24 protein-coding genes are annotated in these 25,780 nt (G+C 59.4%); 14 read left to right on the forward strand and 10 right to left on the reverse strand.

The features are described from left to right. The first annotated feature begins 374 nt into the window (after positions 1-374). From AACY02_RS20120 to AACY02_RS20140, 5 genes are all read left to right on the forward strand, one after another. Positions 375-1,802, forward strand: a complete 1,428-nt coding sequence (locus AACY02_RS20120; RefSeq protein ID WP_339433471.1) for a di-heme oxidoreductase family protein — start codon at positions 375-377, stop codon at positions 1,800-1,802. Between the two features lie 26 nt (positions 1,803-1,828). Continuing rightward, positions 1,829-2,893, forward strand: coding sequence for an imelysin family protein (locus AACY02_RS20125; RefSeq protein ID WP_339433472.1), 1,065 nt, complete (start codon positions 1,829-1,831; stop codon positions 2,891-2,893). A 14-nt stretch (positions 2,894-2,907) separates the two neighbouring features. Beyond that, entirely contained in the window at positions 2,908-4,008 is a 1,101-nt protein-coding gene (locus AACY02_RS20130; protein ID WP_339433473.1) for a DUF1513 domain-containing protein, read from the forward strand. A 101-nt stretch (positions 4,009-4,109) separates the two neighbouring features. Beyond that, the gene (locus AACY02_RS20135) at positions 4,110-5,258 is read left to right on the forward strand and encodes an efflux RND transporter periplasmic adaptor subunit (RefSeq protein ID WP_339433474.1); all 1,149 of its coding nucleotides are present in this window, start codon (positions 4,110-4,112) and stop codon (positions 5,256-5,258) included. A gap of 13 nt (positions 5,259-5,271) precedes the next feature. Continuing rightward, positions 5,272-8,307, forward strand: coding sequence for a multidrug efflux RND transporter permease subunit (locus AACY02_RS20140; RefSeq protein WP_339433475.1), 3,036 nt, complete (start codon positions 5,272-5,274; stop codon positions 8,305-8,307). A gap of 83 nt (positions 8,308-8,390) precedes the next feature. Here AACY02_RS20140 and AACY02_RS20145 read toward each other — a convergent pair whose 3' ends face one another. The 5 genes from AACY02_RS20145 to colR form a co-directional block, all read right to left on the reverse strand. Then, entirely contained in the window at positions 8,391-8,618 is a 228-nt protein-coding gene (locus tag AACY02_RS20145; protein WP_339433476.1) for a hypothetical protein, read from the reverse strand. Between the two features lie 2 nt (positions 8,619-8,620). Further along, positions 8,621-9,337 (reverse strand): lipopolysaccharide kinase InaA family protein, encoded by a 717-nt coding sequence (locus AACY02_RS20150; protein WP_339433477.1) that lies wholly within the window; start codon positions 9,335-9,337, stop codon positions 8,621-8,623. Between the two features lie 4 nt (positions 9,338-9,341). After that, on the reverse strand, positions 9,342-10,010 hold the full coding sequence (locus AACY02_RS20155) for a class I SAM-dependent methyltransferase (protein ID WP_339433478.1): 669 nt from the start codon (positions 10,008-10,010) through the stop codon (positions 9,342-9,344). A gap of 161 nt (positions 10,011-10,171) precedes the next feature. Next, on the reverse strand, positions 10,172-11,446 hold the full coding sequence (locus AACY02_RS20160; protein WP_339433479.1) for a sensor histidine kinase: 1,275 nt from the start codon (positions 11,444-11,446) through the stop codon (positions 10,172-10,174). Next, positions 11,436-12,119: a two-component system response regulator ColR gene (gene colR, locus AACY02_RS20165; protein WP_221732077.1), complete on the reverse strand. Its 684-nt coding sequence runs from the start codon at positions 12,117-12,119 to the stop codon at positions 11,436-11,438. Before colR ends, AACY02_RS20160 begins: the two co-directional genes overlap by 11 nt. 218 nt (positions 12,120-12,337) lie before the next feature. On the opposite strand from colR, the gene AACY02_RS20170 reads away from it, so the two are divergent. Further along, positions 12,338-13,081 carry a phosphatase PAP2 family protein gene (locus AACY02_RS20170; protein WP_339433480.1) on the forward strand — a complete coding sequence of 248 codons (744 nt, stop codon included), beginning with the start codon at positions 12,338-12,340 and terminating at the stop codon, positions 13,079-13,081. A 108-nt stretch (positions 13,082-13,189) separates the two neighbouring features. On the opposite strand, the gene groL is transcribed toward AACY02_RS20170, so the two are convergent. From groL to AACY02_RS20190, 4 genes are all read right to left on the reverse strand, one after another. After that, positions 13,190-14,836: a chaperonin GroEL gene (groL, locus tag AACY02_RS20175; protein ID WP_339433481.1), complete on the reverse strand. Its 1,647-nt coding sequence runs from the start codon at positions 14,834-14,836 to the stop codon at positions 13,190-13,192. 50 nt (positions 14,837-14,886) lie between these two features. Beyond that, positions 14,887-15,180 (reverse strand): co-chaperone GroES, encoded by a 294-nt coding sequence (locus AACY02_RS20180; RefSeq protein WP_007916610.1) that lies wholly within the window; start codon positions 15,178-15,180, stop codon positions 14,887-14,889. A 259-nt stretch (positions 15,181-15,439) separates the two neighbouring features. Further along, a complete protein-coding gene (locus tag AACY02_RS20185) occupies positions 15,440-15,916 on the reverse strand; it encodes an FxsA family protein (RefSeq protein ID WP_339433482.1) in 477 nt (158 codons plus the stop codon). 65 nt (positions 15,917-15,981) lie between these two features. Further along, positions 15,982-16,713: a HugZ family pyridoxamine 5'-phosphate oxidase gene (locus AACY02_RS20190; RefSeq protein WP_339433483.1), complete on the reverse strand. Its 732-nt coding sequence runs from the start codon at positions 16,711-16,713 to the stop codon at positions 15,982-15,984. A 162-nt stretch (positions 16,714-16,875) separates the two neighbouring features. Here AACY02_RS20190 and AACY02_RS20195 point away from each other — a divergent pair, with 162 nt between their 5' ends. Further along, the gene (locus AACY02_RS20195; protein ID WP_339433484.1) at positions 16,876-17,634 is read left to right on the forward strand and encodes an SDR family oxidoreductase; all 759 of its coding nucleotides are present in this window, start codon (positions 16,876-16,878) and stop codon (positions 17,632-17,634) included. 65 nt (positions 17,635-17,699) lie between these two features. On the opposite strand, the gene apbC is transcribed toward AACY02_RS20195, so the two are convergent. After that, on the reverse strand, positions 17,700-18,794 hold the full coding sequence (gene apbC / locus AACY02_RS20200; protein ID WP_339433485.1) for an iron-sulfur cluster carrier protein ApbC: 1,095 nt from the start codon (positions 18,792-18,794) through the stop codon (positions 17,700-17,702). A gap of 155 nt (positions 18,795-18,949) precedes the next feature. Here apbC and metG point away from each other — a divergent pair, with 155 nt between their 5' ends. The 7 genes from metG (at position 18,950) to nth (ending at position 25,680) form a co-directional block, all read left to right on the forward strand. Next, complete coding sequence (metG, locus tag AACY02_RS20205) at positions 18,950-21,001, forward strand: methionine--tRNA ligase (protein ID WP_339433486.1); 2,052 nt, start codon at positions 18,950-18,952, stop codon at positions 20,999-21,001. Between the two features lie 131 nt (positions 21,002-21,132). Next, the gene (locus AACY02_RS20210; RefSeq protein WP_339433487.1) at positions 21,133-21,702 is read left to right on the forward strand and encodes an electron transport complex protein RnfA; all 570 of its coding nucleotides are present in this window, start codon (positions 21,133-21,135) and stop codon (positions 21,700-21,702) included. Further along, positions 21,699-22,907 carry an electron transport complex subunit RsxB gene (gene rsxB / locus AACY02_RS20215; RefSeq protein ID WP_339433488.1) on the forward strand — a complete coding sequence of 403 codons (1,209 nt, stop codon included), beginning with the start codon at positions 21,699-21,701 and terminating at the stop codon, positions 22,905-22,907. The genes AACY02_RS20210 and rsxB overlap by 4 nt, the downstream gene beginning before the upstream one ends. After that, positions 22,894-23,877, forward strand: a complete 984-nt coding sequence (locus AACY02_RS20220; protein WP_339433489.1) for an RnfABCDGE type electron transport complex subunit D — start codon at positions 22,894-22,896, stop codon at positions 23,875-23,877. The genes rsxB and AACY02_RS20220 overlap by 14 nt, the downstream gene beginning before the upstream one ends. After that, complete coding sequence (locus AACY02_RS20225) at positions 23,874-24,479, forward strand: RnfABCDGE type electron transport complex subunit G (RefSeq protein WP_339433490.1); 606 nt, start codon at positions 23,874-23,876, stop codon at positions 24,477-24,479. The genes AACY02_RS20220 and AACY02_RS20225 overlap by 4 nt, the downstream gene beginning before the upstream one ends. Then, on the forward strand, positions 24,476-25,045 hold the full coding sequence (locus AACY02_RS20230; protein WP_339433491.1) for an Rnf-Nqr domain containing protein: 570 nt from the start codon (positions 24,476-24,478) through the stop codon (positions 25,043-25,045). The genes AACY02_RS20225 and AACY02_RS20230 overlap by 4 nt, the downstream gene beginning before the upstream one ends. Further along, the gene (gene nth / locus AACY02_RS20235) at positions 25,042-25,680 is read left to right on the forward strand and encodes an endonuclease III (protein ID WP_339433492.1); all 639 of its coding nucleotides are present in this window, start codon (positions 25,042-25,044) and stop codon (positions 25,678-25,680) included. Before AACY02_RS20230 ends, nth begins: the two co-directional genes overlap by 4 nt. Positions 25,681-25,780: the final 100 nt, after the last annotated feature.

Genomic DNA, 25,780 nt, shown 5'->3' on the forward strand with positions numbered 1-25,780 from the left:
GGGAACACGCTGGTCTGGCTGCGGGACTCTCCTTGGATGTAGGCCATAACGAAAAATGCTCCGTATCTTTCGATACGGAGCATTTTCTTTGAGTGCCGCACAGATTGCTAGGTTTTCACACAGTCTGTTCGGGTCGCCTTTTTCATACGTGCCAAGCACAAACCTTGTGGGAGCGGGCTTGCTCGCGAAAGCGGCAGGTCAGACACAGATGAATTGACTGACACACCGCTTTCGCGAGCAAGCCCGCACACAGAGGGGAAACTGCGTTTCTCTAAATCACGGCCTCACATCAAGTAAACGATAATTCCTCTTATTCAAACTCCTGCGCCCTGTTAGACTTTGCGCCTTTGTTTTTGCCCGTCCGCAGGATGTCTATGCCCTCGCTGCCTCTTCGTTTGTCCGCACTGTTTCTGGCTCTGGGCCTGAGTGCCTGCGATGACGCCCCGCGCTTCACCAAAGCCGAGCCCGGTGAAGCACGCTCAGGCGGTGCGGCGACCGTGCGCAAGACCGATCAAAACGCGTTTTCCCTGCCCTCGGCCAACCTGCCGCCATCACGCCGGGTGGATTTCAGCGTCGGCAACAGCTTCTTCCGCAGCCCCTGGGTGATCGCCCCATCGACCACCACCGCCCGTGATGGCCTCGGCCCGTTGTTCAACACCAACGCCTGCCAGAACTGCCACATCAAGGACGGTCGCGGTCATCCACCGACACCGCAGGCAAACAATGCAGTGTCGATGCTGGTAAGGCTGTCGATCCCCAACACCCCGGAACTGGCCGACGTCATCGAACAGGTCGGCGTGGTGCCGGAGCCGGTCTACGGCGGCCAGCTCCAGGACATGGCCGTGCCTGGCGTGGTTCCGGAAGGCAAGGTGCGCGTCGAGTACACACCGGTGCCGGTGCGCTTCAAGGACGGCACCGAAGTCGAACTGCGTAAACCGGAGCTGCAAATCACTCAACTCGGTTACGGGCCGATGCACCCCGATACGCGTTTCTCCGCACGCATCGCCCCCCCCATGATCGGCCTCGGCCTGCTCGAAGCGATCCCCGAAGAAGCGATTCTCGCCAACGCCAGCGCTCAGGCCAAAGACAAGAACGGCATCAATGGCCGACCGAACCAGGTCTGGGATGACGTCCTGCACAAAACCGTGATCGGTCGATTTGGCTGGAAAGCCGGGCAACCGACCCTCAACCAACAGAATGTTCATGCGTTCGCCGGGGATATGGGCCTCACGACCAGCATGCGACCGTTCGATGACTGCACCGAAACGCAAACCGCCTGCAAACAGGCGCCGAACGGCAATGGCCCGGACGGTGAGCCGGAAGTCAGCGACAACATCCTGCGTCTGGTGCTGTTCTATAGCCGCAACCTCGCCGTCCCCGCGCGCCGGGACGTCAACGACGCCCAAGTGCTGGCCGGCAAGAACCTGTTTTACCAGGCCGGCTGCCAGTCGTGTCATACCCCGAAATACACCACCGCCGCCAACGCGGCCGAACCTGAACTGGCCAATCAAGTGATTCGCCCGTACAGCGATCTGCTGCTGCATGACATGGGCGACGGTCTGGCCGACAACCGCACCGAATTCCAGGCCTCCGGCCGCGACTGGCGCACGCCGCCGTTGTGGGGCATCGGCCTGACGCAAGCGGTCAGTGGCCACACCCAGTTTTTGCATGACGGCCGCGCACGCAATCTGCTTGAAGCCGTGCTTTGGCACGGTGGTGAAGCGCAAGCGGCGCAGCAACAGGTTTTGTCTTTCAATGCCGAGCAGCGCACCGCGTTGCTGGCGTTTCTGAATTCACTTTAAACACTTAAAAGAATCGGGAGCCCGACATGTTCCGTCCCAAGCTACTGTTCACCAGCCTGGCCGCGCTCGCCCTCGGCGCTTGCTCGCCACAGGATCCGCAAGCCGTCACTTCGGCCGCTATCGCCAAATCGGTGATTCTGCCGACGTATACCCGTTGGGTCGAAGCCGACAAGCAACTGGCGGTCAGCGCCCTCGCCTACTGCCAGGGCAAAGAGACGCTGGAAACCGCTCGCGCCGACTTCCTGCACGCGCAGAAAGCCTGGGCCGAGCTGCAACCGCTGCTGATCGGCCCGCTGGCCGAAGGCAACCGCTCGTGGCAAGTGCAGTTCTGGCCGGACAAGAAAAACCTCGTCGGCCGTCAGGTCGAGCAACTGGTCGTCGCCCAGCCGCAGATCGATGCTGTCGCACTGGCCAAGTCGAGCGTGGTGGTTCAGGGGCTGTCGGCTTACGAGTACATCCTGTTCGACGCCAAGCCTGACGTCGCCAACGCCGACCAGAAAGCCAAGTACTGCCCGCTGCTGATCGCCATTGGCGAACGCCAGAAGCAACTGGCCGAGGAGATTCTGCAGAGCTGGAACAACACCGACGGCATGCTCGCGCAGATGACCAAGTTCCCGAACCAGCGTTACGCCGACTCCCACGAAGCGATTGCCGATCTGCTGCGCGTACAAGTCACCGCACTCGACACCCTGAAGAAAAAGCTCGGCACCCCAATGGGCCGCCAGAGCAAAGGCGTGCCGCAGCCATTGCAGGCCGATGCATGGCGCAGCCAGTCGTCGCTGACGGCCCTGGAAGCGAGCCTCGCCGCCGCCAAGACCGTTTGGGAAGGTGTCGACAACAAAGGCCTGCGCAGCCTGCTGCCAAGCGATCAGAAGCCTCTGGCGGACAAGATCGACGCCGCTTATGCCGCCTCGCTCACCCTGTTCGACAGCACGCAGCGCTCGCTCGGCGAAATGCTCGAAGACGACGCCGGCCGTCAGCAACTGAACGACATCTACGACAGCCTCAACGTCGTCCATCGCCTGCACGAAGGCGAACTGGCCAAGGCGCTGGGCATTCAACTGGGCTTCAACGCCAACGACGGTGACTGATGAGGGCAAGTGCCATGCTGCGACGCCAGGCTCTGACTTTAGGTAGTTTGCTGCTGGGAGCAGTGACACTGGGCGGCTGGACGCTGTTCAAGCGCAAGGATCAGAGCCCGCTGTTGCTCTCGGCGCGCGATGACACCGACGGCAAGCACTACGCCGTCGGCTATCGGCTCGATGGCACACGGGTGTTTGCCACCGAAGTCGGCCAGCGTTGCCACGACATCATCAACCACCCGACGTTGCCGATTGCGCTGTACGTCGCCCGTCGCCCGGGCACCGAAAGCTACCTGATCGACCTGCGCGACGGTACGCTGCTGCAAACCGTGACGTCGCAGCCGAACCGGCATTTCTACGGCCACGCGGTGATTCACAAGGACGGCGAGTACCTGTACGCCACCGAAAACGACACCACTGACCCAGGCCGTGGCCTGCTCGGGGTGTACCGGTTCGAGGGCGAGCGGCTGGTACACCGCGGCGAGATTTCCACCCACGGCCTCGGCCCGCATCAGGTGTCGTGGATGCCCGATGGCGAGACATTGGTGGTGGCCAACGGCGGCATTCGTACCGAAGCCGAAAGCCGCGTCGACATGAATCTCAACGCCATGGAACCGAGCCTGGTGCTGATGCAGCGCGACGGCACCTTGCTGAGCAAGGAAACCCTCGCCCAGCAAATGAACAGCGTGCGCCATCTGGGCATCGCCAGCGACGGCACTATTGTCGCCGGTCAGCAATTCATGGGCGCGTCCCACGAACGTTCCGAACTGCTGGCGATCAAGCGCCCCGGGCAGCCGTTCGTGGCATTCCCGGTGCCGGAACATCAGTTGCAATCGATGGGTCACTACACCGCCAGCGTTGCGGTGCACAGTGAGTTGCGTCTGGTGGCACTGACCGCACCGCGTGGCAATCGCTTCTTCATCTGGGATCTGGACAGCGGCGAAGTGCGCCTTGATGCGCCATTGCCCGATTGTGCCGGCGTGGGTGCGGTAAAGGACGGTTTTGTCGTGACCTCCGGTCAAGGGCGTTGCCGCTACTACGACTGCCGTCAGGATCAACTGTTGGCCAAACCGCTGGAATTGCCGGCAGGGCTCTGGGACAACCATCTGCACTTGATGGCGTGAAATGCCTTTATTGTTTTGCAGAAACTGCCAGTTGGAATACCCCCTGTACTCGGAGTAATGTGCCCGCCTGTCTCACCTGATTTATCCAAGGAACTGGAAATATGCTGCGTCGCCGCATGCTGATCATGTTGGGTGTTGTTTTGCTGGTCGTCCTGGTGCTGGGCGGGTACAAAGCCTTTTCGATCTACACGATGGTCCAGGGCTTTTCCAAGCCGAAACCAGCGATCAGCGTCGCCGTGGCCATTGCCACGGAACGCCCGTGGCAGATGCGTTTACCCACCGTCGGTACCCTCAAGGCACTGCAAGGCGTCGACCTGAGCCTGGAAGTCGCCGGTACCGTCACCGACCTCAAGTTCGAATCAGGGCAGAAGGTCAAGGCCGGGCAACCGTTGCTGCAACTCGACAGCGCTGTCGAAACCGCCCTGCTGGAAACCGCCAAGGCCGATCTGGGGCTGGCGCAACTGGACTTCGGTCGCGGCAGCCAACTGATCGACAGCCGGGCCATCTCCAAAGGCGAGTACGACCGGCTCTCGGCGGTCCTGCAAAAGAGCCGGGCGACGGTTAATCAGCTCAATGCCTCGCTGGCCAAAAAACGCATCCTCGCGCCGTTCAGCGGCACCATCGGCATTCGTCAGGTCGATGTCGGCGACTACCTCGCCAGCGGCACCAAAATCGCCACACTGCAGAATCTGAGCAGCCTTTACGCCGACTTCTATTTACCGGAACAATCGGTGCCGAAACTGGCCATCGGCCAACCGGTGCAAATCTCGGTGTCCGCCTACCCCGGGGAAAACTTCGCGGGCAAGATCAGCGCCATCAATCCGATTGTCGAAAGCACGACGCGCAACATTCTGGTACGCGCCACACTCGCCAACCCCGACGGCAAATTGCTGCCGGGCATGTTCACCAGCCTCGACGTATTGCTGCCGGATCCGCAGACGCACGTCGTGGTGCCGGAGAGCGCAATCACCTACACCCTTTACGGCAACTCGCTGTACGTGGTCGGGCAGAAAAAAGCCGAGGACGGCAGCGTCGAAAAAGACGACAAGGGTCAACCGGTGCTGATCGCCGAGCGCCGCTTCATCGAAACCGGTGAGCGCCGCGATGGCCTGGTGATGATCAACAAGGGCGTGCTCAAAGGCGAACAAGTGGTGACCGCTGGCCAGATCAAACTGGACAACGGCGCGCACATTGCCATCAGCGACGACAAGACCCTCGGCGAGCAGAACAGTCCGCCCCGCGCCGACTGATCAAGGAATCCCCATGGCTTTTACCGATCCGTTCATCCGCCGCCCGGTGCTCGCCACCGTGGTCAGCCTGTTGATTGTGCTGCTGGGCTTCCAGGCCTGGAGCAAGCTGCCGCTGCGCCAATATCCGCAGTTGGAAAACGCCCTGATCACGGTGACCACCGCCTACCCGGGGGCCAACGCCGAAACCATCCAGGGCTACATCACCCAGCCGATGCAACAGAGCCTGGCCAGTGCCGAGGGTATCGACTACATGACCTCGGTCAGTCGCCAGAACTTCTCGGTGATCTCGATCTACGCGCGCATCGGCTCCAACAGCGACCGCCTCTTCACCGAGTTGCTGGCCAAGGCCAACGAGGTGAAAAACCAACTGCCGCAAGATGCCGAAGATCCGGTGCTGAGCAAGGAATCCGCCGACGCCTCGGCGCTGATGTACATCAGTTTCTTCAGTAAGGATTTGAGCAACCCGCAGATCACCGACTACCTGTCACGGGTCATCCAGCCAAAACTGGCGACCCTGCCGGGCATGGCCGAAGCCGAGATTCTCGGCAATCAGGTGTTTGCCATGCGCCTGTGGCTCGACCCGGTCAAGCTCGCCGGGTTCGGCCTCAGCGCCAGCGACGTCACCAACGCGGTGCGCCAGTACAACTTCCTCTCCGCCGCTGGCGAAGTGAAAGGCGAGTACGTGGTCACCAGCATCAACGCCAACACTGAACTGAAATCCGCCGAAGCGTTCGCCGCGATTCCACTCAAGGTCAATGGCGACAGCCGCGTATTGCTCAGTGATGTGGCGCGGGTCGAAATGGGCGCGGAGAACTACAACTCCATCAGCTCCTTCGGCGGCACCCCGTCGGTGTACATCGGCATCAAGGCCACGCCCGGCGCCAACCCGCTGGACGTGATCAAGGAAGTGCGCAAGATCATGCCGCAGCTCGAAGCCCAGCTACCGCCGAACCTCAAAAGCGAAATTGCCTACGACGCCACCCTGTTCATTCAGGCCTCCATCGACGAAGTGGTGAAAACCCTGTTCGAAGCGGTGCTGATCGTGATCGTCGTGGTGTTCCTGTTCCTCGGCGCGCTGCGTTCGGTGGTGATCCCGGTTGTGACCATTCCGCTGTCGATGATCGGCGTGATGTTCTTCATGCAGATGATGGGCTATTCGATCAACCTGCTGACCTTGCTGGCGATGGTGCTGGCGATCGGGTTGGTGGTCGACGATGCGATTGTGGTGGTGGAAAACATTCACCGGCATATCGAGGAAGGCAAGACGCCGTTCGAGGCAGCCCTGGAAGGCGCACGGGAAATCGCCATGCCGGTGGTGTCGATGACCATCACCCTGGCGGCGGTGTACGCACCAATTGGTTTCCTCACCGGGCTGACCGGGGCGTTGTTCAAGGAATTTGCCTTGACCCTGGCCGGCGCCGTGGTGATTTCCGGCATCGTTGCCCTGACGCTGTCACCAATGATGTGCGCCTTTTTACTGCGTCACGATGAGAACCCCAGTGGCCTGGCCCATCGCCTCGACCGCATCTTTGACGGCCTCAAGCGCCGCTACCAAAGCCTGTTGCACGGCACGCTCAATACGCGGCCGGTGGTACTGGTCTTTGCGGTGATCGTGCTGTGCCTGATTCCGGTGTTCCTCAAGTTCACCAAATCGGAACTGGCACCAGACGAGGATCAGGGCATCATTTTCATGATTGCCAACGCCCCGCAGCCGACCAACCTCAATTACCTGAACACCTACACCGACGAATTCATCAAGATCTTCAAGCAATTTCCGGAGTACTACTCCTCGTTCCAGATCAACGGCTACAACGGCGTGCAGTCCGGCATCGGTGGCTTCCTGCTCAAACCGTGGAACGAACGCAGCCGTACACAGATGCAAATACTTCCCGAGGTTCAGGGCAAACTCCAAAACATCCCCGGCGTGCAGGTCTTCGGCTTCAATCTGCCGTCACTGCCCGGCACCGGTGAAGGCTTGCCGTTTGATTTCGTGATCAATACCGCCAATGACTACGAGCAGTTGTTGCAAGTGGCTGACCGGATCAAGAAACGCGCCATGGAATCGGGCAAATTTGCATTCGTCGACCTCGATCTGGCGTTCGACAAACCAGAGGTGGTGGTCGACATCGACCGTGCCAAAGCGGCGCAGATGGGCGTTTCGATGCAGGATCTGGGCGGCACGCTGGCCACCCTGCTCGGTGAGGCTGAAATCAACCGTTTCACCATCGAAGGACGCAGCTACAAGGTCATCGCTCAGGTTGAACGGGCTTACCGCGACAATCCGGGCTGGCTGAACAACTATTACGTGAAAAACACCCAGGGTGAGTTGTTGCCGCTGTCAACGTTGATCACCGTGACTGACCGGGCGCGCCCGCGACAACTCAATCAATTCCAGCAACTCAACGCCGCGAAGCTGTCCGGATTCCCGTTGGTGAGCATGGGTGAAGCCATCGACACTGTCTTGCAGATCGCCCGGGAAGAGGCACCCGTCGGTTTTGCCTTCGACTATGGCGGCGCGTCGCGCCAGTTCGTCCAGGAAGGCAGCGCATTGTGGGTGACGTTCGCGCTGGCGCTGGCGATCATCTTTCTGGTGCTGGCGGCGCAGTTCGAGAGCTTTCGCGATCCGCTGGTTATTCTGGTGACGGTGCCGTTGTCGATCTGCGGGGCGCTGATCCCGTTATTCCTTGGCTGGTCGAGCATGAACATCTACACCCAAGTGGGCCTGGTGACGCTGATCGGGTTGATCAGCAAGCACGGGATCCTGATCGTCGAGTTCGCTAACCAGTTGCGCAAGGACAAGGGGCTGTCGGTGCGTGAGGCGGTGGAGGAAGCGGCGGCGATTCGCTTACGGCCGGTGTTGATGACCACCGCCGCAATGGTCTTCGGCATGGTGCCGCTGATACTGGCAACAGGTGCCGGGGCGGTCAGCCGGTTTGATATCGGGATGGTGATTGCGACAGGGATGTCGATCGGGACGTTGTTTACCTTGTTCGTCCTGCCCTGCGTTTACACCTTGCTGGCCAAGCCGGATCCAAAGAAAACCGCATAACACCCTGTGGGAGCAATTCCCGAAATCTGCACAATAAAAAAGGCCTCGCAACGGCGAGGCCTTTTACTTGGGCTTCAATCGGTTCAACTTTGTGGCCTCATCCCTTGAGAAAGTCCGAACATGAACAACAGCAGATCATGATCGGGTTCGGTCGCCACGGAGGCTTTCGCCGCCCGTGGCACCACGCAATGGGCATCCGCTAGGGATGCACCGATAACCTGCATGCGTGGCTGCTCCCAGGCAGCCACCGCGAGTGATGCAACTGCCAAGGCTCCAGCCAAAAACAAACCTCGTGCAATTTCGAGTTTCATCGCTATAAACCTTTGATAGCGCTGCCAAACGCCGTCTCGTAAAAGTAGACGAGTTTTTTCCAGTCCGTATCCCGGAACGACGAATGGCGACGCAATTGCTTCATGTCGTGAGAGGCGGCGCGATAGGCCGTCAGACGCTGGCGGCATTTCTCCAGGTCGATCAAGGCCACTTCGACCTCGGCGGATTCGCCTTCGCCGGTCACTCGCACAAACACATGTTTGATGTAAATGCAGCTGTGCTGCCAGCGGCCCTTGTGCATGCGCGCCAGGTTTTCGGCGAGATCCTTGAGCACACGCTCATAGATCACATCGCCACACTGATCGCGCCCACCGGCTGCCGCCAGCCAATGTTCCAGTTCCTGGAAACCATCCAGAGACTTGGTCACCAGCAGTGCTCGCCACTTGTGCTGCGGATCAGGCTGGGCACCACAGAAAACGATTTGCGGTACTCGCACACCCAGTTTGCTGACGCCGGTCAGTGCATCAAGCTCGCGCAAGACAGTCGGACGCCCAAACGGGTGCAACCAACTGCGATAAATGTGTCCGGTCTGGCGTTTGGCGTACAGCAATTGGCCGTCCTTGCCCACGATCCGTTGCACACCACTTTCGCCACCACGGCGCACGTTGGGCTCTTCCACCCATTCACCGCGCTGAGCCCAGTAGTAGTCGAAGCGGTCCTGCGGAGCGACTTCCGTTTCTGCTGCAAATTGCACTGCCATCCTGTTACCTCTTGCGTAATACGTAAACCCGCCACATCGCATAGAGCGGAATAAAGTCCAGTTGTTCCTGAATGCGGAAACCCGCCTCTTCAAATTCTTTTTCGACCGTAGCAGCCGGTAACACAAAGCGATTCTGGTAATCGCGACTGGCACGTTTCTTCTCGGCGCGCTGGCGTTTCCAGGCCTTGAAATTGCCATCGACCCACAATGAAATGATCACGCTGTCACGGGTGACACGCTCGAATTCACGCAGAATGGCCCGACGATGCTCGGCGTCTCCGATGTGATGCAGCAGGCGCATACAGAAAATGCTGTCGACGGCGTTATCAGGCAAGGCAATGTCGAACGCAGATGTGTGCAAGGGTTGTACCCGTTTCACCACATCGGCGGGTTGCGCCTGCATGGCCGTCTGGATCATCGATTCGGAATTGTCCGCCCCGATGATCACGCGATTGGCTTTTTCACCCAGCAATGGCCAGAAACGCCCCGCACCGCAAGGCAGATCCAGCACCAGCCCCGGCTCACCGGCCAACGCCAGCGCCTTGCGAGCCAACTGTTCGTCCCGCCAGAGGGAGAGACGACGACCAAGGCTGTCTTTATGCTTGCGCAGGTATTTCTGCGCATGTTGATCATCGTACTTTTCGGAAAAATCGAGCTTGATCGGGCCGGCCATCACCAGAACTCCTGAATTACTGATGTCACCACCTTAAGGCGAGGTGTGTCAGCGTCAGGTCATCCAGCTGTGAAAATTTCGTAAGGCCAACCGACAAAGTATTGCAGCGTTATACAGGATTCAGACAGGTTGGCGGGAGTATCATCGAGCCACTATTTGCGTCAGATTTTGCCTAGATCAACTTCGAAACGACAGCCATTGGGTTGCATCGTACTCAAGCTGACACTCCAGCCCTGGTTCTCGCAAATGCGCTGCACCAGCGATAATCCAAGCCCCAGGCCTTCACCGCGTTTTTCACCGCCGCGTACAAACGGCTCGAACATCGCCTCGCGTTTTTCCTCGGGAATACCCACACCGGAATCCTCGACGACAAACCCGTTGGCATTGAGCGTCAGGCGAATGAAACCCTGCTCGGTGTAATGGCAAGCGTTACGCAACAGGTTACCCATCACCGCCGTCAACAGCGTTGCGTTGTAGCAGGTGGCGGGTGGATTACCGGGCTCGAACTGCAAGGTCAAACCTTTGCTTTCGATCGATTCGCGCCATACGCAAAGCAGACTGTCGGCGACCTGACTGAGGTTCTGTTGTGGCGCCATCCCCGCGTCTTCGCGCTGGGCGCGGGCGAGCATCAGGAAGGTCTGTACCAGCTCGCGCATTTCCTCACTGGCCCGCGCAATACGCTCGACCTGTGCACGACCGCGCGTGTCGATTGCCGGGTTTTCCAGCAGCAGTTCGCAGGAACTCGCCAGCACCATCAGCGGTGTACGCAATTCGTGGCTGACATCGCTGGTGAACAGCCGCTCGCGGGTCAATGCCTGTCGCAAACGCCCCAGCGTGGCATCGAACGCCACCGCCAGTTCGCCGACTTCATCAGCCGCGTAGTCCGGCGCCAGCGGTGGTGCCAGCCCGAGCAATTGGTCGCGATGACGCACCTGGCGCGCCAGCCGAACCACCGGAGCCATCACTTTGCGCGCGAGCACCCAACCGAGGAGAACCGCCAAGGCCAGGCTGAGCACGAACCCCACCAGCACCACGGCAAACAACACGCGCTCGCGCTCTTCGAAATCGCTTTGATCCTGCAGCAGCACATACCGCCGCCCATCGACGACCTCGACCATTGCATGATACGAAAGCTGCTCGCGGAACACTTCGTGGAAGCCGGAATCGAGGTGACGCAAGTCCTTGGGCAGTTCGAAATCGCCCGGTCCACCACTGAAGTAGAACAATTGATCCGGTTCTGGCCGATGGCTCCAGTCGGAAACACTGTCCATCAGCAACAGGCGCTGCAGATCGCCGCCCAGCCCTGCCGAAATCAGTTTTTCCTCCACCAGATGCACCGTGGCGACAATGCCCATGGCGAAAGCGCCGGCCACCAGTGCGCTCATCAACGCAAAGGCAATGATGATGCGCTGTGAAAGGCTTTGCTTAAACTCCATCACGCCCCTCGGCCAAACGGTAACCCACGCCGTGCACGGTATGCAGCAGTGGCTTGGCAAATGGCTTGTCGATCACCTGACGCAATTGGTGAACGTGACTGCGCAGGCTGTCGCTGTCCGGGCAGTCATCGCCCCACAGCGCCTCCTCGAGGACTTCACGGCGAAGCACATGCGGGCTCTTCTGCATCAACACCGCCAACAGCTTGAGGCCGACCGGGTTGAGTTTCAGCAGTTTGCCTTCACGGGTCACTTCCAGGGTGTCGAGGTCATAACTCAGGTCACCGACTTGCAGTGCACGGCGTCCTCCGCCCTGGGCACGGCGCATCACCGCCTCGATCCGTGCAGCGAGCTCGGACAAGGCAAATGGCTTGACCAGGTAATCGTCAGCCCCCGACTTGAAGCCCTGAAGACGATCGTCCAGTTGATCCCGGGCGGTCAGCATGATCACCGGCGTGTCCCGACGGGCATCTTCGCGCAGGCGTTTGCACAGGGTGTAGCCGTCGATGCCGGGCAGCATGATGTCGAGCACAATCAGGTCATAGTGCTCGGTAGCCGCCAGATGCAGGCCCGACAGACCGTCCTGGGCGCAATCGACGGTATAACCCTTGAGTCCCAGGTAATCGGCCAGATTGGCCAGGATATCGCGGTTGTCTTCGACCAATAGAATTCGCATGGGCACCTCTTCTTACACAGTAACGGCCGTCATGGCCCGCGCAGCTTACGGCCAAGTGCGGCTCAGGGCTAGGCATGCGTCGGATTGTTTACCCACAAGGATGCTGACTGTGCCTGCCAACGTATTTTTCACTTTCGGTTAACAAATCGCCGACGCCAGCGGGTGCAGACTCCGCGCAGTAGCGCTCATCGAACACACTAACCGACCAGGGAATTACCATGGTGTCGACCTCTGCCCGCCCCGCTTCACGGCCTCTGAATTTCTGGTTGTGCCTGGGTATACCCACCTTCGCGGCAATTATTCTGCTGCTACTCGAACTGACCGATCTGGACATGGACCTGGCCAGGCTGTTCTACGATCCGGTCGCTGGCGATTTCATCGGCCGACACAGTTTTTTCCTCGAAGACATCCTTCATGATCGAGCCAAGCAGGTGGTGATCGCGTTCTCGGTGTTTGCCATTCTCGGCTTCATCGGGTCGTTCTTCATCGCACGACTCAAGCCGTTCAAGCGGGAATTGGGCTGCCTGGTGCTGTCCCTCGGGCTGGCCACTTCGTTCGTGACGCCGGTCAAAGCCGTCACTGCCGTGCAATGCCCTTGGAGCCTGGAGCAATTCGGCGGCCATGAAACCTACAGCAAGTTACTTGATCATCGTCCGCCGACCAACAAACCGGGCCGTTGCTGGCCGGGAGGGCATGCGGCGACGGGGTTCACCTTGTTTGCGCTGTTCTTCGTGCTGCGTGATCGCCGTCCGCGCCTGGCCAGACAAGCGTTCATCTTTGCCTTTGCATTGGGTTCAGTATTCTCGATCAGCCGGATGATGCAGGGAGCGCACTTCTTTTCCCACAACGTGTGGACAGCGATTTTCTGCTGGCTGATTTGTCTGGGGTCGTATTACTGGGTGTTGTACCGCCCGGCGCTCAAGGCTGAAGCGGCAACGAAAGCACAACCCGTCGGCGCCTGAAACACAGTTCACTCCCACAGGTTGTGGGTGCGGACGTGAATGGCGGGCAATAAAAAACCCCGCCTGCTCATCGCAGGCGGGGTTTTTCGTTACGGGGGTAAGGCTGGCTTACATCATGCCGCCCATGCCACCCATGCCACCCATGTCTGGCATACCGCCGCCAGCAGCACCTTCTTTCTTCGGTGCGTCGGCAATTGCAGCTTCGGTAGTCAGGATCAGACCACCGATCGACGATGCAGCTTGCAGAGCGGAACGGGTAACCTTGGTTGGGTCCAGGATGCCCATTTCGATCATGTCGCCGTATTCGCCAGTCGCAGCGTTGTAACCGAAGTTACCTTTGCCGTTCTTGACTTCGTTGACCACAACGCTTGGCTCGTCACCGCTGTTGGCAGCGATCTGGCGCATCGGTGCTTCAACAGCACGACGCAGAACAGCGATACCGACGTCCTGATCAGCGTTGTCGCCTTTCAGATCCAGAATGGCTTCCAGAGCACGGATCAGCGCTACGCCACCGCCAGGTACCACGCCTTCTTCAACGGCTGCGCGGGTTGCGTGCAGGGCGTCTTCAACGCGGGCTTTCTTCTCTTTCATTTCGACTTCGGAACCAGCGCCAACCTTGATCACTGCAACGCCGCCGGACAGCTTGGCCAGACGCTCTTGCAGTTTTTCACGGTCGTAGTCCGAGGAAGTTTCGGCAACCTGGGCACGGATCTGAGCGATACGCGCCTGGATGTCTGCTTCTACGCCAGCACCGTCAACGATGATGGTGTTTTCCTTGGAGATGGTCACGCGCTTGGCGCTGCCCAGGTTTTCCAGGGTAGCGGCTTCCAGGCTCAGGCCGATCTCTTCGGAGATCACGGTACCGCCGGTCAGAACAGCGATGTCCTGCAGCATGGCCTTGCGACGGTCGCCGAAACCTGGAGCCTTGACGGCCGCCACCTTCACGATGCCACGCATGTTGTTCACTACCAGCGTCGCCAGGGCTTCGCCTTCAACATCTTCCGATACGATCAGCAGTGGACGGCCGGCTTTGGCAACGGCTTCCAGTACTGGCAGCATTTCGCGGATGTTCGAGATTTTTTTGTCGACCAGCAGGATCAGCGGGCTGTCCAGCTCGGCAACCATGGTTTCCGGCTTGTTGACGAAGTACGGGGACAGGTAGCCACGGTCGAACTGCATGCCTTCTACAACCGACAGTTCGTTTTCCAGGCCAGTGCCTTCTTCAACGGTGATCACGCCTTCTTTACCGACTTTTTCCATGGCTTGGGCAATGATGTCGCCAATGGAGCTGTCGGAGTTGGCGGAGATGGTGCCGACCTGAGCGATAGCCTTGGTGTCAGCGCATGGCTTGGACAGGTTTTTCAGCTCTTTGACAATGGCGATGGTCGCCTTGTCGATGCCGCGCTTGAGGTCCATCGGGTTCATGCCGGCAGCGACGGCTTTGAGGCCTTCGTTGACGATCGACTGAGCCAGAACAGTGGCGGTGGTAGTACCGTCACCAGCGTCATCGTTGGCACGGGAGGCAACGTCTTTGACCAGCTGCGCGCCCATGTTTTCGAAGCGATCTTCGAGTTCGATTTCTTTGGCGACGGAAACGCCGTCCTTGGTGATGGTCGGAGCGCCGAAGCTCTTCTCGATGATCACGTTACGGCCTTTCGGGCCCAGGGTCGCTTTTACTGCGTCAGCCAGAACGTTAACACCGGTGAGCATTTTCTTACGGGCGGAATCGCCGAATTTAACTTCTTTAGCAGCCATGATCGATATTCCTTAAATACTTTGTAGTAGCGGGAAAATGAACGGAGGTATCAGCCTTCGATAACAGCGAGGATTTCGTTCTCGCTCATTACCAGCAGGTCTTCGCCGTCGACTTTCACAGTGTTGCTGCCGGAGTAAGGACCGAACACAACCTTGTCGCCTTCCTTCACGGAAAGTGCGCGCACTTCGCCGTTTTCCAGAGCTTTGCCCGGGCCTACAGCGAGAATCACACCGTGGTTGGCTTTTTCAGCAGCCGAACCTGGCAGGACGATACCGCCAGCGGTTTTCTTTTCTTCTTCGCTGCGACGGATAACGACGCGGTCATGCAGAGGACGAAGCTTCATTGTCGATCTCTCCTAATTGTGGTTTTCATCGGCCGGTGTAGTCCCGGCGGGTTTAACAAATCCGGCCTGCGCCGGTTGCGGTTCGTCGAGCGAGCCGCGCAAGTCTGTCCGACTCAAATATCGGAAACCTTTCGGTGACCGATACATAAGGGCGCACAAGCTTATTACAAGGGCGCCGCTAAAAAATTTTACTGATGTTCTTTACAAAAGCAGCCCATTAACGAGCACGGCACCCGAAGGTGCCGTGTCGATGCAAGCGCTACTTGGAGTCGCGATGTTCGAACTCACCTTCGATCACATCGCCCTCGCGGCCCACAGGCTGTCGCGGTGCAGGACCGCCACGAGGTTGCAGGTCATCGGCGAACGCACGCTGGCGCATGGCTTGTTCTTCAGCACGCTGGCGCATCTTGTTGGCCAGCAGGCGACGAGTGAACGGCAACAGCATCACCAGACCGACCACGTCGCTGATGAAACCCGGCAGGATCAGCAGGCCGCCGGCCAGGGCCAGCATCAAGCCTTCAAGCATGGTTTGCGCAGGCAGTTCGCCGCGGTTCAGGCTTTCACGGGCACGCAGCGCCGTTGCCAGACCGGCGACGCGCAGCACGAACACGCCGAACATCGAGCCGAGAATGATCAGCAGCAGGGCCGGGAAAAACCCGATGGTGCCTGCCACTTTGACGAATACGAATAGCTCCAGCACCGGAAACAGCAGAAAGAGCAACAAAAAAGGGCGCATCAAAAATTCCTCAACGCAAGAAATGCCTTGCAGTAAGCCCTAGATGACGTCGCCCTTTCGTGAATTCAAGCATCGGCCACTGCATTTTTTGGCCACACCTGAGCGTGAGCCAGAGAAACCAAGGCTTCGCGCACTTGTATCGGCGTATGACATGGCGCTTGAAACGGCAGCCAGTAAAGGGCCTGACCGATCCGCAGATGCATGCCTTCAGTGTCGATCCCGGCCAATTGCGCCGGCACACTTTTCGGCAGACCACAGAGGTCGACATAGTGCGCAATGGCTTTGGCATGATCGCTGTTCATGTGCTCGACCATGCTGATTTCAGCCTTGCCGGCGAACGGGTTGGCCAAGGTCAGTTGGTCAATCCAGTGAATCGCGCCAAAACCGCCGATGTAACGATGGCGCACCGGTTTGAGCACCCAGAAATCGAAATCGTGAGCCTTGTGGTAGTTCTGCGAATCGGGGAAGTAGCGGTAGTAGCGCTCGGCGGCCGCTTCAATGGCCACAGCGTCTTCGAGTTTTTGCGCTTCGCCCAGATAGGTCAGGCGACCAACGGCCTGCACATCATCGGCCTCACGCTCGCCCACCAGCATCGAGCATTTAGGGTCTTTTTGCAGGTTGTGGGTGTGCTGGGCGATGCGGCTGATCAGGATCAGCGGCCGGCCCTGCTCATCAAGGCAATAAGGCACCACGGAGCCAAAGGGAAAGCCGGGCATCGATTTGGAGTGGGTCGACAGCACTCCCCGGTATTCCTTGAGAAGCAATTCTCGGGCATTCTTGGCCACTTCAACGCTCAATTTATGACTCCTTAAACAGAATCCGTCGAAAAAACGGACAGATGACCGGGATAAGTCCCGCTCACTCTCGGGGCAATTCTCATGTGCAGCCAGGCCAGGTCGGGCGCAGATCGAGAGGCTCTCTAAGGGAAAACCACTCTGACCTGCTATCGGGGCATGCGAATGCAACTCAACGACAAAGTAATCATTATCACGGGCGGTTGCCAGGGTTTGGGCCGTTCCATGGCCGAGTATTTCGCAGGCAAAGGCGCCAAGCTTGCCTTGGTCGATCTGAACCAGGAAAAACTCGACGACGCCGTCGCAGCTTGCAAAGCCAAGGGTGTCCAAGCGCGCAGCTATCTGTGCAACGTTGCCAATGAGGAACAGGTTGAGCACATGGTCGCCCAGGTGGCCGCCGATTTTGGTGCGATCCACGGCCTGATCAACAACGCTGGAATCCTGCGCGATGGCCTGCTGCTCAAGGTCAAGGACGGCGAAATGACCAAGATGAGCCTGGCCCAATGGCAGGCGGTGATCGACGTCAACCTGACCGGCGTGTTCCTGTGCACCCGTGAAGTGGCGGCGAAAATGGTCGAGCTGAAAAACAGCGGCGCGATCATCAACATTTCGTCGATCTCGCGGGCGGGTAACGTTGGCCAGACCAACTATTCTGCCGCCAAGGCCGGCGTTGTCGCGGCGACCGTGACCTGGGCCAAAGAACTGGCGCGTTACGGCATTCGCGTGGCGGGCATTGCGCCGGGCTTCATCGAAACCGAGATGACCCTGGGCATGAAGCCCGAAGCGCTGGAGAAGATGACGTCAGGGATTGCGCTCAAACGCATGGGCAAACCAGAAGAAATCGCCCATTCGGCGGCATACATCTTCGAAAACGACTACTACACCGGCCGGATTCTGGAGATGGATGGCGGCTTGCGTATCTAACCCCGACACAAAACCAGTGTGGGAGCGGGCTTGCTCGCTCCCACAGTTGATTGTGTTTCAGGCCATCAATCGTCGCTGATGGTAATGTTCGGCATTGCCGGTGTTACCGCTTCCTGCAAGACAATCCGCGCGCCGACGTGGCGGGCCAGTTCCTGATAGACCATGGCAATCTGGCTGTCCGGCTCGGCAATCACTGTCGGCTTGCCGCCATCGGCCTGCTCGCGGATCAGCATCGACAACGGCAGCGAAGCCAATAGCTCGACGCCGTATTGAGTCGCCAGCTTCTCACCACCGCCCTCACCGAACAGATGCTCGGCATGGCCGCAGTTCGAGCAGATGTGCACGGCCATGTTTTCCACCACGCCCAGCACCGGAATGTTGACCTTGCGGAACATTTCCACGCCTTTGCGCGCGTCGAGCAATGCCAGATCCTGTGGCGTGGTGACAATCACCGCACCGGCCACCGGGACTTTCTGCGCCAGGGTCAACTGAATGTCACCGGTGCCTGGCGGCATGTCGATCACCAGATAATCCAGATCGCCCCACGCCGTTTGCGTGACCAGTTGCAGCAGCGCGCCGGAAACCATCGGCCCGCGCCAGACCATCGGCGTGTTGTCGTCAGTCAGGAACGCCATCGACATGACTTCCACACCGTGAGCCTTGAGCGGCACGAACCACTTCTGATCCTTGACCTCTGGGCGGGTGCGCTCCGGGATGCCGAACATGATGCCTTGGCTGGGGCCATAGATGTCGGCGTCGAGAATCCCGACCTTGGCGCCTTCACGGGCCAGCGCCAGCGCGAGGTTGGCCGCGGTGGTCGACTTGCCCACGCCGCCCTTGCCCGACGCCACGGCGACCACGTTCTTGACGTTGGCCAGGCCCGGAATCTGTGCCTGGGCCTTGTGCGCGGCGATCACGCTGTTGACCTCGACCCTGGCGATGACCACACCGTCGATATTTTCGATGGCCAGTTGCAGCAATTGTGCCCAGCCACTCTTGAACAGACCGGCGGCATAGCCGATTTCCAACTGAACATTGACGCGATCACCGATGATTTCGATGTTCTTCACGCAACCGGCGCTGACCGGGTCCTGGTTCAGGTAAGGGTCGGTGTATTGGCTGAGGACGGCTTCCACCGCTGCGCGAGTGACGGCGCTCATGGGCAACTCCGATAACAAGACTGGGAAAAGATGGCGGGTATCCTACCCCTTCTGCCCTCCTGACGGCATGCCCTGCAACTATTTGCAGGGGTGAAATATCTTTCCCGGCGCTTTATAGTGGCCGACCTCCGTTTCATCAAGTAGCGAAGCCCCACATGTCCGAGCCACGCAAGATCCTCGTCACCAGCGCCCTGCCCTACGCCAATGGTTCGATCCACCTTGGCCACATGCTGGAATATATCCAGACCGATATGTGGGTGCGCTTCCAGAAGCATCGCGGCAACCAGTGCATCTATGTCTGCGCCGACGACGCCCACGGTTCGGCGATCATGCTGCGCGCAGAAAAGGAAGGCATCACTCCGGAACAACTGATCGCCAACGTGCAGGCTGAACACAGCGCCGACTTTGCCGAGTTCCTGGTCGATTTCGACAACTTCCACTCCACTCACGCCGAAGAAAACCGTGAGCTGTCGAGCCAGATCTATATCAAGCTGCGTGACGCCGGGCACATTGCCCAACGCTCGATCACCCAGTACTTCGACCCGGAAAAGAAAATGTTCCTGGCCGACCGCTTCATCAAGGGCACCTGCCCGAAATGCGGCACCGAAGACCAGTACGGCGACAACTGCGAAAAATGCGGCGCGACCTACGCCCCGACCGATCTGAAGGATCCGAAGTCGGCCATCTCCGGCGCCACCCCGGTACTCAAGGATTCCCAGCACTTCTTCTTCAAGCTGCCGGACTTCCAGGAAATGCTGCAGGCCTGGACCCGCAGCGGCACCCTGCAAGACGCGGTCGCCAACAAGATTGCCGAGTGGCTGGACGCTGGCCTGCAGCAGTGGGACATCTCCCGCGATGCGCCTTACTTCGGTTTCGAGATCCCGGGCGAGCCGGGCAAGTATTTCTACGTGTGGCTGGATGCGCCAATCGGCTACATGGCCAGCTTCAAGAACCTTTGCGAGCGCACACCTGCGCTTGATTTCGACGCGTTCTGGGGCAAGGATTCCACCGCCGAGCTGTACCATTTCATCGGCAAGGACATCGTCAACTTCCACGCGCTGTTCTGGCCAGCGATGCTCGAAGGTGCCGGTTTGCGTAAACCGACCGGGATCAACGTCCACGGCTACCTGACCGTCAACGGCCAGAAGATGTCCAAGTCCCGTGGCACCTTCATCAAGGCACGTACTTATCTGGATCACCTGTCGCCGGAATACCTGCGCTATTACTACGCGGCCAAGCTGGGCCGTGGCGTCGATGACCTCGACCTGAACCTCGAAGACTTCGTGCAGAAGGTCAACTCCGACCTGGTCGGCAAAGTGGTCAACATCGCCAGCCGTTGCGCCGGTTTTATCCACAAGGGCAACGCCGGCCTGCTGGTCGACAACAATGCCGCGCCAGAGCTGACCGAAGCGTTCCTGGCCGCTGCGCCAAGCATTGCCGACGCCTATGAAGCCCGCGACTTCGCCCGCGCCATGCGTGAAACCATGGCCCTGGCCGACCGCGCCAACGCGTGGATCGCCGACAAGGCACCGTGGTCGTTGAACAAGCAGGAAGGCAAACAGGCTGAAGTGCAGGCGATCTGCGCCACCGGCATCAACCTGTTCCGCCAGTTGGTGATCTTCCTCAAACCGGTACTGCCGCTGCTGGCCGCCGATGCCGAGGCGTTCCTCAACGTCGCCCCGCTGACCTGGAACGACCACACCACCCTGCTGGCCAACCATCAGCTCAATGAATTCAAACCGTTGATGACCCGCATCGACCCGGTAAAAGTACAAGCCATGAGCGATGCCTCGAAAGAAGACCTGACCGCCAGCCAGACCGACACCGGTGCAACCGCCCCGGCCGGCAACGGCGAACTGGCCAAGGATCCGCTGTCGCCGGAAATCGACTTCGACACCTTTGCCGCCGTCGACCTGCGGGTGGCGCTGATCGTCAAGGCTGAGCACGTGGAAGGTGCAGACAAACTGCTGCGCCTGACCCTGGACATCGGTGACGAGCAACGCAACGTGTTCTCCGGGATCAAGAGCGCCTACCCGGATCCGTCCCAGCTCGACGGTCGCCTGACCATGATGATCGCCAACCTCAAGCCACGGAAAATGAAGTTCGGCATCTCCGAAGGCATGGTGATGGCCGCCGGCCCTGGCGGTGAAGAAATCTACCTGCTGAGCCCGGACAGCGGCGCCAAGCCGGGTCAGCGCATCAAGTAAGACGGTGCGGTAAATTGATCCCACAGGCGTGCCCCGCATGCCTGTGGGATTTTTCATATCTGGCCCACCCATCGTGGCTGCCGGATAATGCCTAACCTTATGAGACATCCGCCCGTTTTGCTGGCAGAACCATGACCGAACTCCTGCTTACGCTTATCAGTGCTGCGTTGCTGAACAACTTCGTGTTGCACTGGCCGCTGGGCGTCGATCCGCTGTTGGCGGGCAGTCGACGTCAGGTGCATGCGTTGGGACTGGCGACCCTGTGCTTGATGCTGATCGTCGGCGTGGCGGGGTACGTCATCTGGCACTGGCTGCTGGTACCACTGCAACTTGAAGCCCTGCGCTTGTTCGTGTTTCTGCCGTTGAGCGTGTTGCTGATCGCACCGCTGCTGAAATGGCTGGCGTGCGGGCTGCCCGACTGGCCATTCGACGGTCTATGGCCGCTCTTGCTGGGCAATGCCGGCGTACTTGGACTGGCGCTGATCAATGCGCAGAATGATCAGGGGCTGTTGCATGCCGCCGCGCTGAGCCTCGGCGCTGGGCTGGGTTTCTGGCTGGTATTGAGCCTGTTCAGCGATTTGCGTGAGCGCACCGCTGGCAACGATATTCCCCTGCCCTTTCGCGGCTTGCCGATCGACCTGATCAGCGCCGGACTGATGGCAGTGATTTTTCTCGGATTCAGTGGACTGATCAAAACATGAGTCTGATTCAACGCATCGATGCCCTGCTGCCGCAGACCCAATGTGGCAAATGTGGCCACCCCGGATGCAAGCCCTACGCAGAAGGCATCGCCAATGGCGAGCCGATCAACAAGTGCCCGCCGGGGGGGGACGAAACCATCGCGGCGCTGGCCGGGTTATTGAAAATACCGGTGCTGGAACTGGACATCAGTCGAGGTTCGGCGCCGCCACAAGTGGCCTACATTCGCGAAGCCGAATGCATCGGCTGTACCAAGTGCATTCAAGCCTGTCCGATCGACGCCATCGTCGGCGCAGCGAAACTGATGCATACGGTCTTGATCGACGAGTGCACCGGTTGCGACCTGTGTGTGGCGCCGTGCCCGGTAGATTGCATTGAGATGCATCCGTTGCCGCCGACTACGTTGCCAGTGGTGGGAGGTCTGGCATTCAGTCTCGAGGAACAGCGCGAGCGCGCGGCCAAACGCGATCACGCGCGCCAGCGTTTCGAGCGACGCAATGCCCGCCTCGAACGCGAAGAACAGCACAAACAGGCCGAGCGTGAAGCGCGCGCCAAACGTTCAGCGCAGCCCCAAGTCTCCACGCTCGACCCGGTGCAGGCTGCGCTGGAACGTGTGCGGGCACAGAAAATGGCCACCACCGATGCCGCATTGAAGAAAGCCAAGATCGATGTCGCGATGAGTCGCGCGCAATTGCACAAGTCGCTGAAAGCCTTCGGTCATCCGCCGACGTTCGAGCAACAGGCGCAACTGATCGTGTTGCAGCAACAATTCGAAGCGGCCGAACAGGCGCTGGCATCACTCGAAAACAGCACTCCAACCGCCCCGCCAGCGCCTGCCCCGGCAAAAGACGCTGACCTTAAACGAGCGAAAATCCAGCTGGCCATGCGCCGCGCCGAACTGAAAAAAGCACAAACTGTGGAAGCTTCAACGGAGCAAATCGCGACGCTGGAACAGGCGCTGTGTGATGCCGAGCAAGCCCTGCATGCCGCTGAAGCCTCCAGTGATCAGCCAGCTCCTGACCTAGTGCGCATGGAAAAACGCCCGATCGACAGCCAGCTTCGGCAGTTGAAAACCGCATTGGCCTACGCTCGCGCCGACCTCAATAAACTGGAACGCCACGCCGACACCCCAACCGAAACACTCGACAAGGCCCGCGCTCGCCTGCAAGACGCCGAGCGCCAGGTGCAAGACCATGTCGCCCCTTGAGATGCCGGACGATCGCCTGCAACAGGCGATGAAACAGGTGCTGCTCGCGACGCTGCCTGGGTTGCTGGCGTTGTTCTGGTTCTACGGTTGGGGCGTGCTGATCAATCTGATCCTGGCGATAACCACTGCATTGGTCGTCGAAGCGGCGGCCACCCGCTTACGTCATCGCCCCATTCAGTCAACCCTTATCGATGGCAGCGCGGTGGTCAGCGCGACACTGCTAGCGGCCGCCCTGCCCCCTTACTGCCCGTGGTGGCTGACGGTCACGGCGATTGCTTCTGGCCTGCTGCTCGGCAAGCACTTGTACGGTGGCGTCGGAAAAAACCCGTTCAATCCGGCGATGCTCGGATTTGTCTTGGCCATCGTTTTGTTCCCACAGCCAATGACTCATTGGCCGGCCCACGGCATGGACCTGATCGCAGCCGTACAACAGGTGTTCAATCCAGGACAGCCGCCGGATGCATGGGCTCAGGCCACGGCACTGGACAGCTTGCGCATCAACAAAAACCTGACCATCGATGAACTGTTCGCCACCAATCCGGCGTTCGGTGGTGTCGGCGGGCGTGGTGTGGAATGGGTCAACCTGGCGTTTCTCGCCGGCGGACTGTTCCTGCTGCAACGCCGAGTGATTGGTTGGCAGGCGCCGCTCGGCATGCTCGCCAGCCTGTTTGCCGTCAGCCTGTTGTGCTGGAACGGCTCGGGTTCGAACTCCCACGGATCGCCGTTGTTTCATCTGCTGAGCGGCGCGACCATGCTCGGTGCGTTTTTCATCATTACCGAGCCGGTGTCCGGGGCTAAAAACCTGTTCGCCCGCCTGCTGTTTGGCGTCGGCGTCGGGCTGCTGACTTATCTGATTCGCACATGGGGCGGTTATCCCGACGGTGTGGCGTTTGCCGTATTGCTGATGAATCTGTGCGTACCGGCACTGGAACGCTTTGCTGCCGCCCGCCAGACACAGGTGAGCCCATGAACCGCACGACCAGCCTCATCACGCTGTTTTTGTTGGCCTTCATCGGTATCGGTGCGACGTATCTCGTGCAGCGTAGCAATGCGCCGCAGATCGCCGCCGAACAACGCCTGATCGATAACCGCAAATTACTGGATGTGATCCCGGCCGAGTCTTACGACAATCAACCGCTGGACCAACCTCTGGCCTTGACCGACATTGCCTTAAGCCACAGCACGCTGGCGGGCGGCTATCGGGCGACCAAAGGCGGGCAACCGGTTGCGGTGCTGCTGCGTAGCCTGACCGAGGGATATGCCGGTATCATCGAACTGCTGATCGCCATTGATGCCGACGGAAAATTGCTCGGTGTGAAAACCCTGAAGCAAACCGAAACCCCGGCGCTGGGAGGGGTTATTGGTGACTGGCCAAATGCCTGGCTGCAAGCGTTCACCGGCCAATCGAGCCATGAGCCGACGAACGCAGGCTGGGCGTTGAAAAGCGATCAGGGACAATTTGATCAGATGGCCGGGGCGACCATCACCTCCCGTGCAGCGATCAACGCGATCCATGATGCGTTGCGCTACTTCGATGAGCATCGGCCGGCGTTGCTGGGGAGTGGATCATGAAGCTGTCGAACACGCTGATGCTGGTGCTGCTGCTTGGCGCCACGCAAACGCTGGCCGCCGCGCTGGGCACGCTACTGATGTTTGTCACTGTCGTGGGGATTTATGGTGTGTGCATGCCGCTGATGCGCTCGCGACTGACCGGGGCAAGTGCGTTGCTGGCCAGTTTGCTGCTCGCCGCTTCGCTGACCAGTTGCGCCGATATTCTTGCGCAGCGCTGGTTGCTGCCATGGCATCAGGCGTTCGGTTTCTATACGGGCCTGATCGCCTTGCAGTGCGTGGTGCTGGAGCACAATGGCTTCTTCCAGCAACCGCCGGCCAAGCGCTTCAAGCTAGCGGGCCTGTTTGGCGGGCTCATGCTGGCGCTCGCCGCACTGCGTGAACTCATCGGTCACGGCAGTCTCGGTCGCGGGCTATCCGAACACTGGCAAGGTCTTGTTTTGCTCAGCGATGGCCTGCATCTGCCAACCACGGTTCCCGGCGCCTTCATCGTGCTGGGGCTACTGCTCGCGGCCCGTCAGGCGTGGACTCGCTCGAACTCTATATCCAAGGAATCGCATCGCCCATGAACGCCGCAAAACGTCATGAGATTTTTCGCAGACTGCATGAAGACAATCCCGAGCCGAAGACTGAACTGGCCTACTCCTCGCCCTTCGAACTGCTGATTGCCGTAATTCTCTCGGCGCAGTCCACCGACGTTGGCGTCAACAAGGCCACGGCAAAACTGTTCCCGGTGGCCAATACGCCAGCAGCGATCCATGCCTTGGGCGTCGAAGGATTGTCTGAATACATCAAGACGATCGGCCTCTACAACAGCAAGGCGAAAAACGTCATCGAAACCTGCCGTCTGCTAGTCGAACGCCACGACAGTGAAGTACCGCAGACGCGCGAAGCGCTGGAAGCCTTGCCCGGCGTTGGCCGCAAGACCGCCAACGTCGTACTCAATACCGCGTTTCGCCAGTTGACCATGGCGGTCGACACGCACATTTTCCGCGTCAGCAATCGCACAGGCATTGCACCGGGCAAGAATGTCGTCGAGGTTGAAAAGAAGCTGATGAAATTTGTGCCAAAGGAATTCCTGCTCGACTCCCACCATTGGCTGATTCTTCTTGGCCGCTATGTGTGTCTGGCGCGCAAGCCACGCTGTGGTAGCTGTCGGATCGAGGACTTGTGCGAGTACAAAGCCAAAACATCGGACGATTGAGCGGCTATTAGCTTTGTTGATTGGTCGATTGAAAAAATCTTTTTTACCCGTCGCTGCATTACCGATATAAGGAGCGCCAAAGGCAGTCTTAGCCGGAGTT

Source organism: Pseudomonas sp. EA_65y_Pfl2_P78 (assembly GCF_963970495.1).
GTDB lineage: Bacteria > Pseudomonadota > Gammaproteobacteria > Pseudomonadales > Pseudomonadaceae > Aquipseudomonas > Aquipseudomonas baetica_A.

Bases quoted from the DNA above. Each gene is read 5' to 3' on its own strand.
- AACY02_RS20160 (WP_339433479.1), bottom strand. From the start codon at position 11,446: ATGGAGTTTAAGCAAAGCCTTTCACAGCGCATCATCATTGCCTTTGCG.
- AACY02_RS20185 (WP_339433482.1), bottom strand. From the start codon at position 15,916: ATGCGCCCTTTTTTGTTGCTCTTTCTGCTGTTTCCGGTGCTGGAGCTA.
- AACY02_RS20145 (WP_339433476.1), bottom strand. From the start codon at position 8,618: ATGAAACTCGAAATTGCACGAGGTTTGTTTTTGGCTGGAGCCTTGGCA.
- AACY02_RS20150 (WP_339433477.1), bottom strand. From the start codon at position 9,337: ATGGCAGTGCAATTTGCAGCAGAAACGGAAGTCGCTCCGCAGGACCGC.
- AACY02_RS20155 (WP_339433478.1), bottom strand. From the start codon at position 10,010: ATGGCCGGCCCGATCAAGCTCGATTTTTCCGAAAAGTACGATGATCAA.
- AACY02_RS20140 (WP_339433475.1), top strand. From the start codon at position 5,272: ATGGCTTTTACCGATCCGTTCATCCGCCGCCCGGTGCTCGCCACCGTG.
- AACY02_RS20225 (WP_339433490.1), top strand. From the start codon at position 23,874: ATGAACCGCACGACCAGCCTCATCACGCTGTTTTTGTTGGCCTTCATC.
- AACY02_RS20125 (WP_339433472.1), top strand. From the start codon at position 1,829: ATGTTCCGTCCCAAGCTACTGTTCACCAGCCTGGCCGCGCTCGCCCTC.
- AACY02_RS20135 (WP_339433474.1), top strand. From the start codon at position 4,110: ATGCTGCGTCGCCGCATGCTGATCATGTTGGGTGTTGTTTTGCTGGTC.
- AACY02_RS20230 (WP_339433491.1), top strand. From the start codon at position 24,476: ATGAAGCTGTCGAACACGCTGATGCTGGTGCTGCTGCTTGGCGCCACG.
- AACY02_RS20220 (WP_339433489.1), top strand. From the start codon at position 22,894: ATGTCGCCCCTTGAGATGCCGGACGATCGCCTGCAACAGGCGATGAAA.
- rsxB (WP_339433488.1), top strand. From the start codon at position 21,699: ATGAGTCTGATTCAACGCATCGATGCCCTGCTGCCGCAGACCCAATGT.
- colR (WP_221732077.1), bottom strand. From the start codon at position 12,119: ATGCGAATTCTATTGGTCGAAGACAACCGCGATATCCTGGCCAATCTG.
- nth (WP_339433492.1), top strand. From the start codon at position 25,042: ATGAACGCCGCAAAACGTCATGAGATTTTTCGCAGACTGCATGAAGAC.
- AACY02_RS20120 (WP_339433471.1), top strand. From the start codon at position 375: ATGCCCTCGCTGCCTCTTCGTTTGTCCGCACTGTTTCTGGCTCTGGGC.
- AACY02_RS20130 (WP_339433473.1), top strand. From the start codon at position 2,908: ATGCTGCGACGCCAGGCTCTGACTTTAGGTAGTTTGCTGCTGGGAGCA.
- apbC (WP_339433485.1), bottom strand. From the start codon at position 18,794: ATGAGCGCCGTCACTCGCGCAGCGGTGGAAGCCGTCCTCAGCCAATAC.
- AACY02_RS20210 (WP_339433487.1), top strand. From the start codon at position 21,133: ATGACCGAACTCCTGCTTACGCTTATCAGTGCTGCGTTGCTGAACAAC.
- AACY02_RS20195 (WP_339433484.1), top strand. From the start codon at position 16,876: ATGCAACTCAACGACAAAGTAATCATTATCACGGGCGGTTGCCAGGGT.
- metG (WP_339433486.1), top strand. From the start codon at position 18,950: ATGTCCGAGCCACGCAAGATCCTCGTCACCAGCGCCCTGCCCTACGCC.
- AACY02_RS20180 (WP_007916610.1), bottom strand. From the start codon at position 15,180: ATGAAGCTTCGTCCTCTGCATGACCGCGTCGTTATCCGTCGCAGCGAA.
- groL (WP_339433481.1), bottom strand. From the start codon at position 14,836: ATGGCTGCTAAAGAAGTTAAATTCGGCGATTCCGCCCGTAAGAAAATG.
- AACY02_RS20170 (WP_339433480.1), top strand. From the start codon at position 12,338: ATGGTGTCGACCTCTGCCCGCCCCGCTTCACGGCCTCTGAATTTCTGG.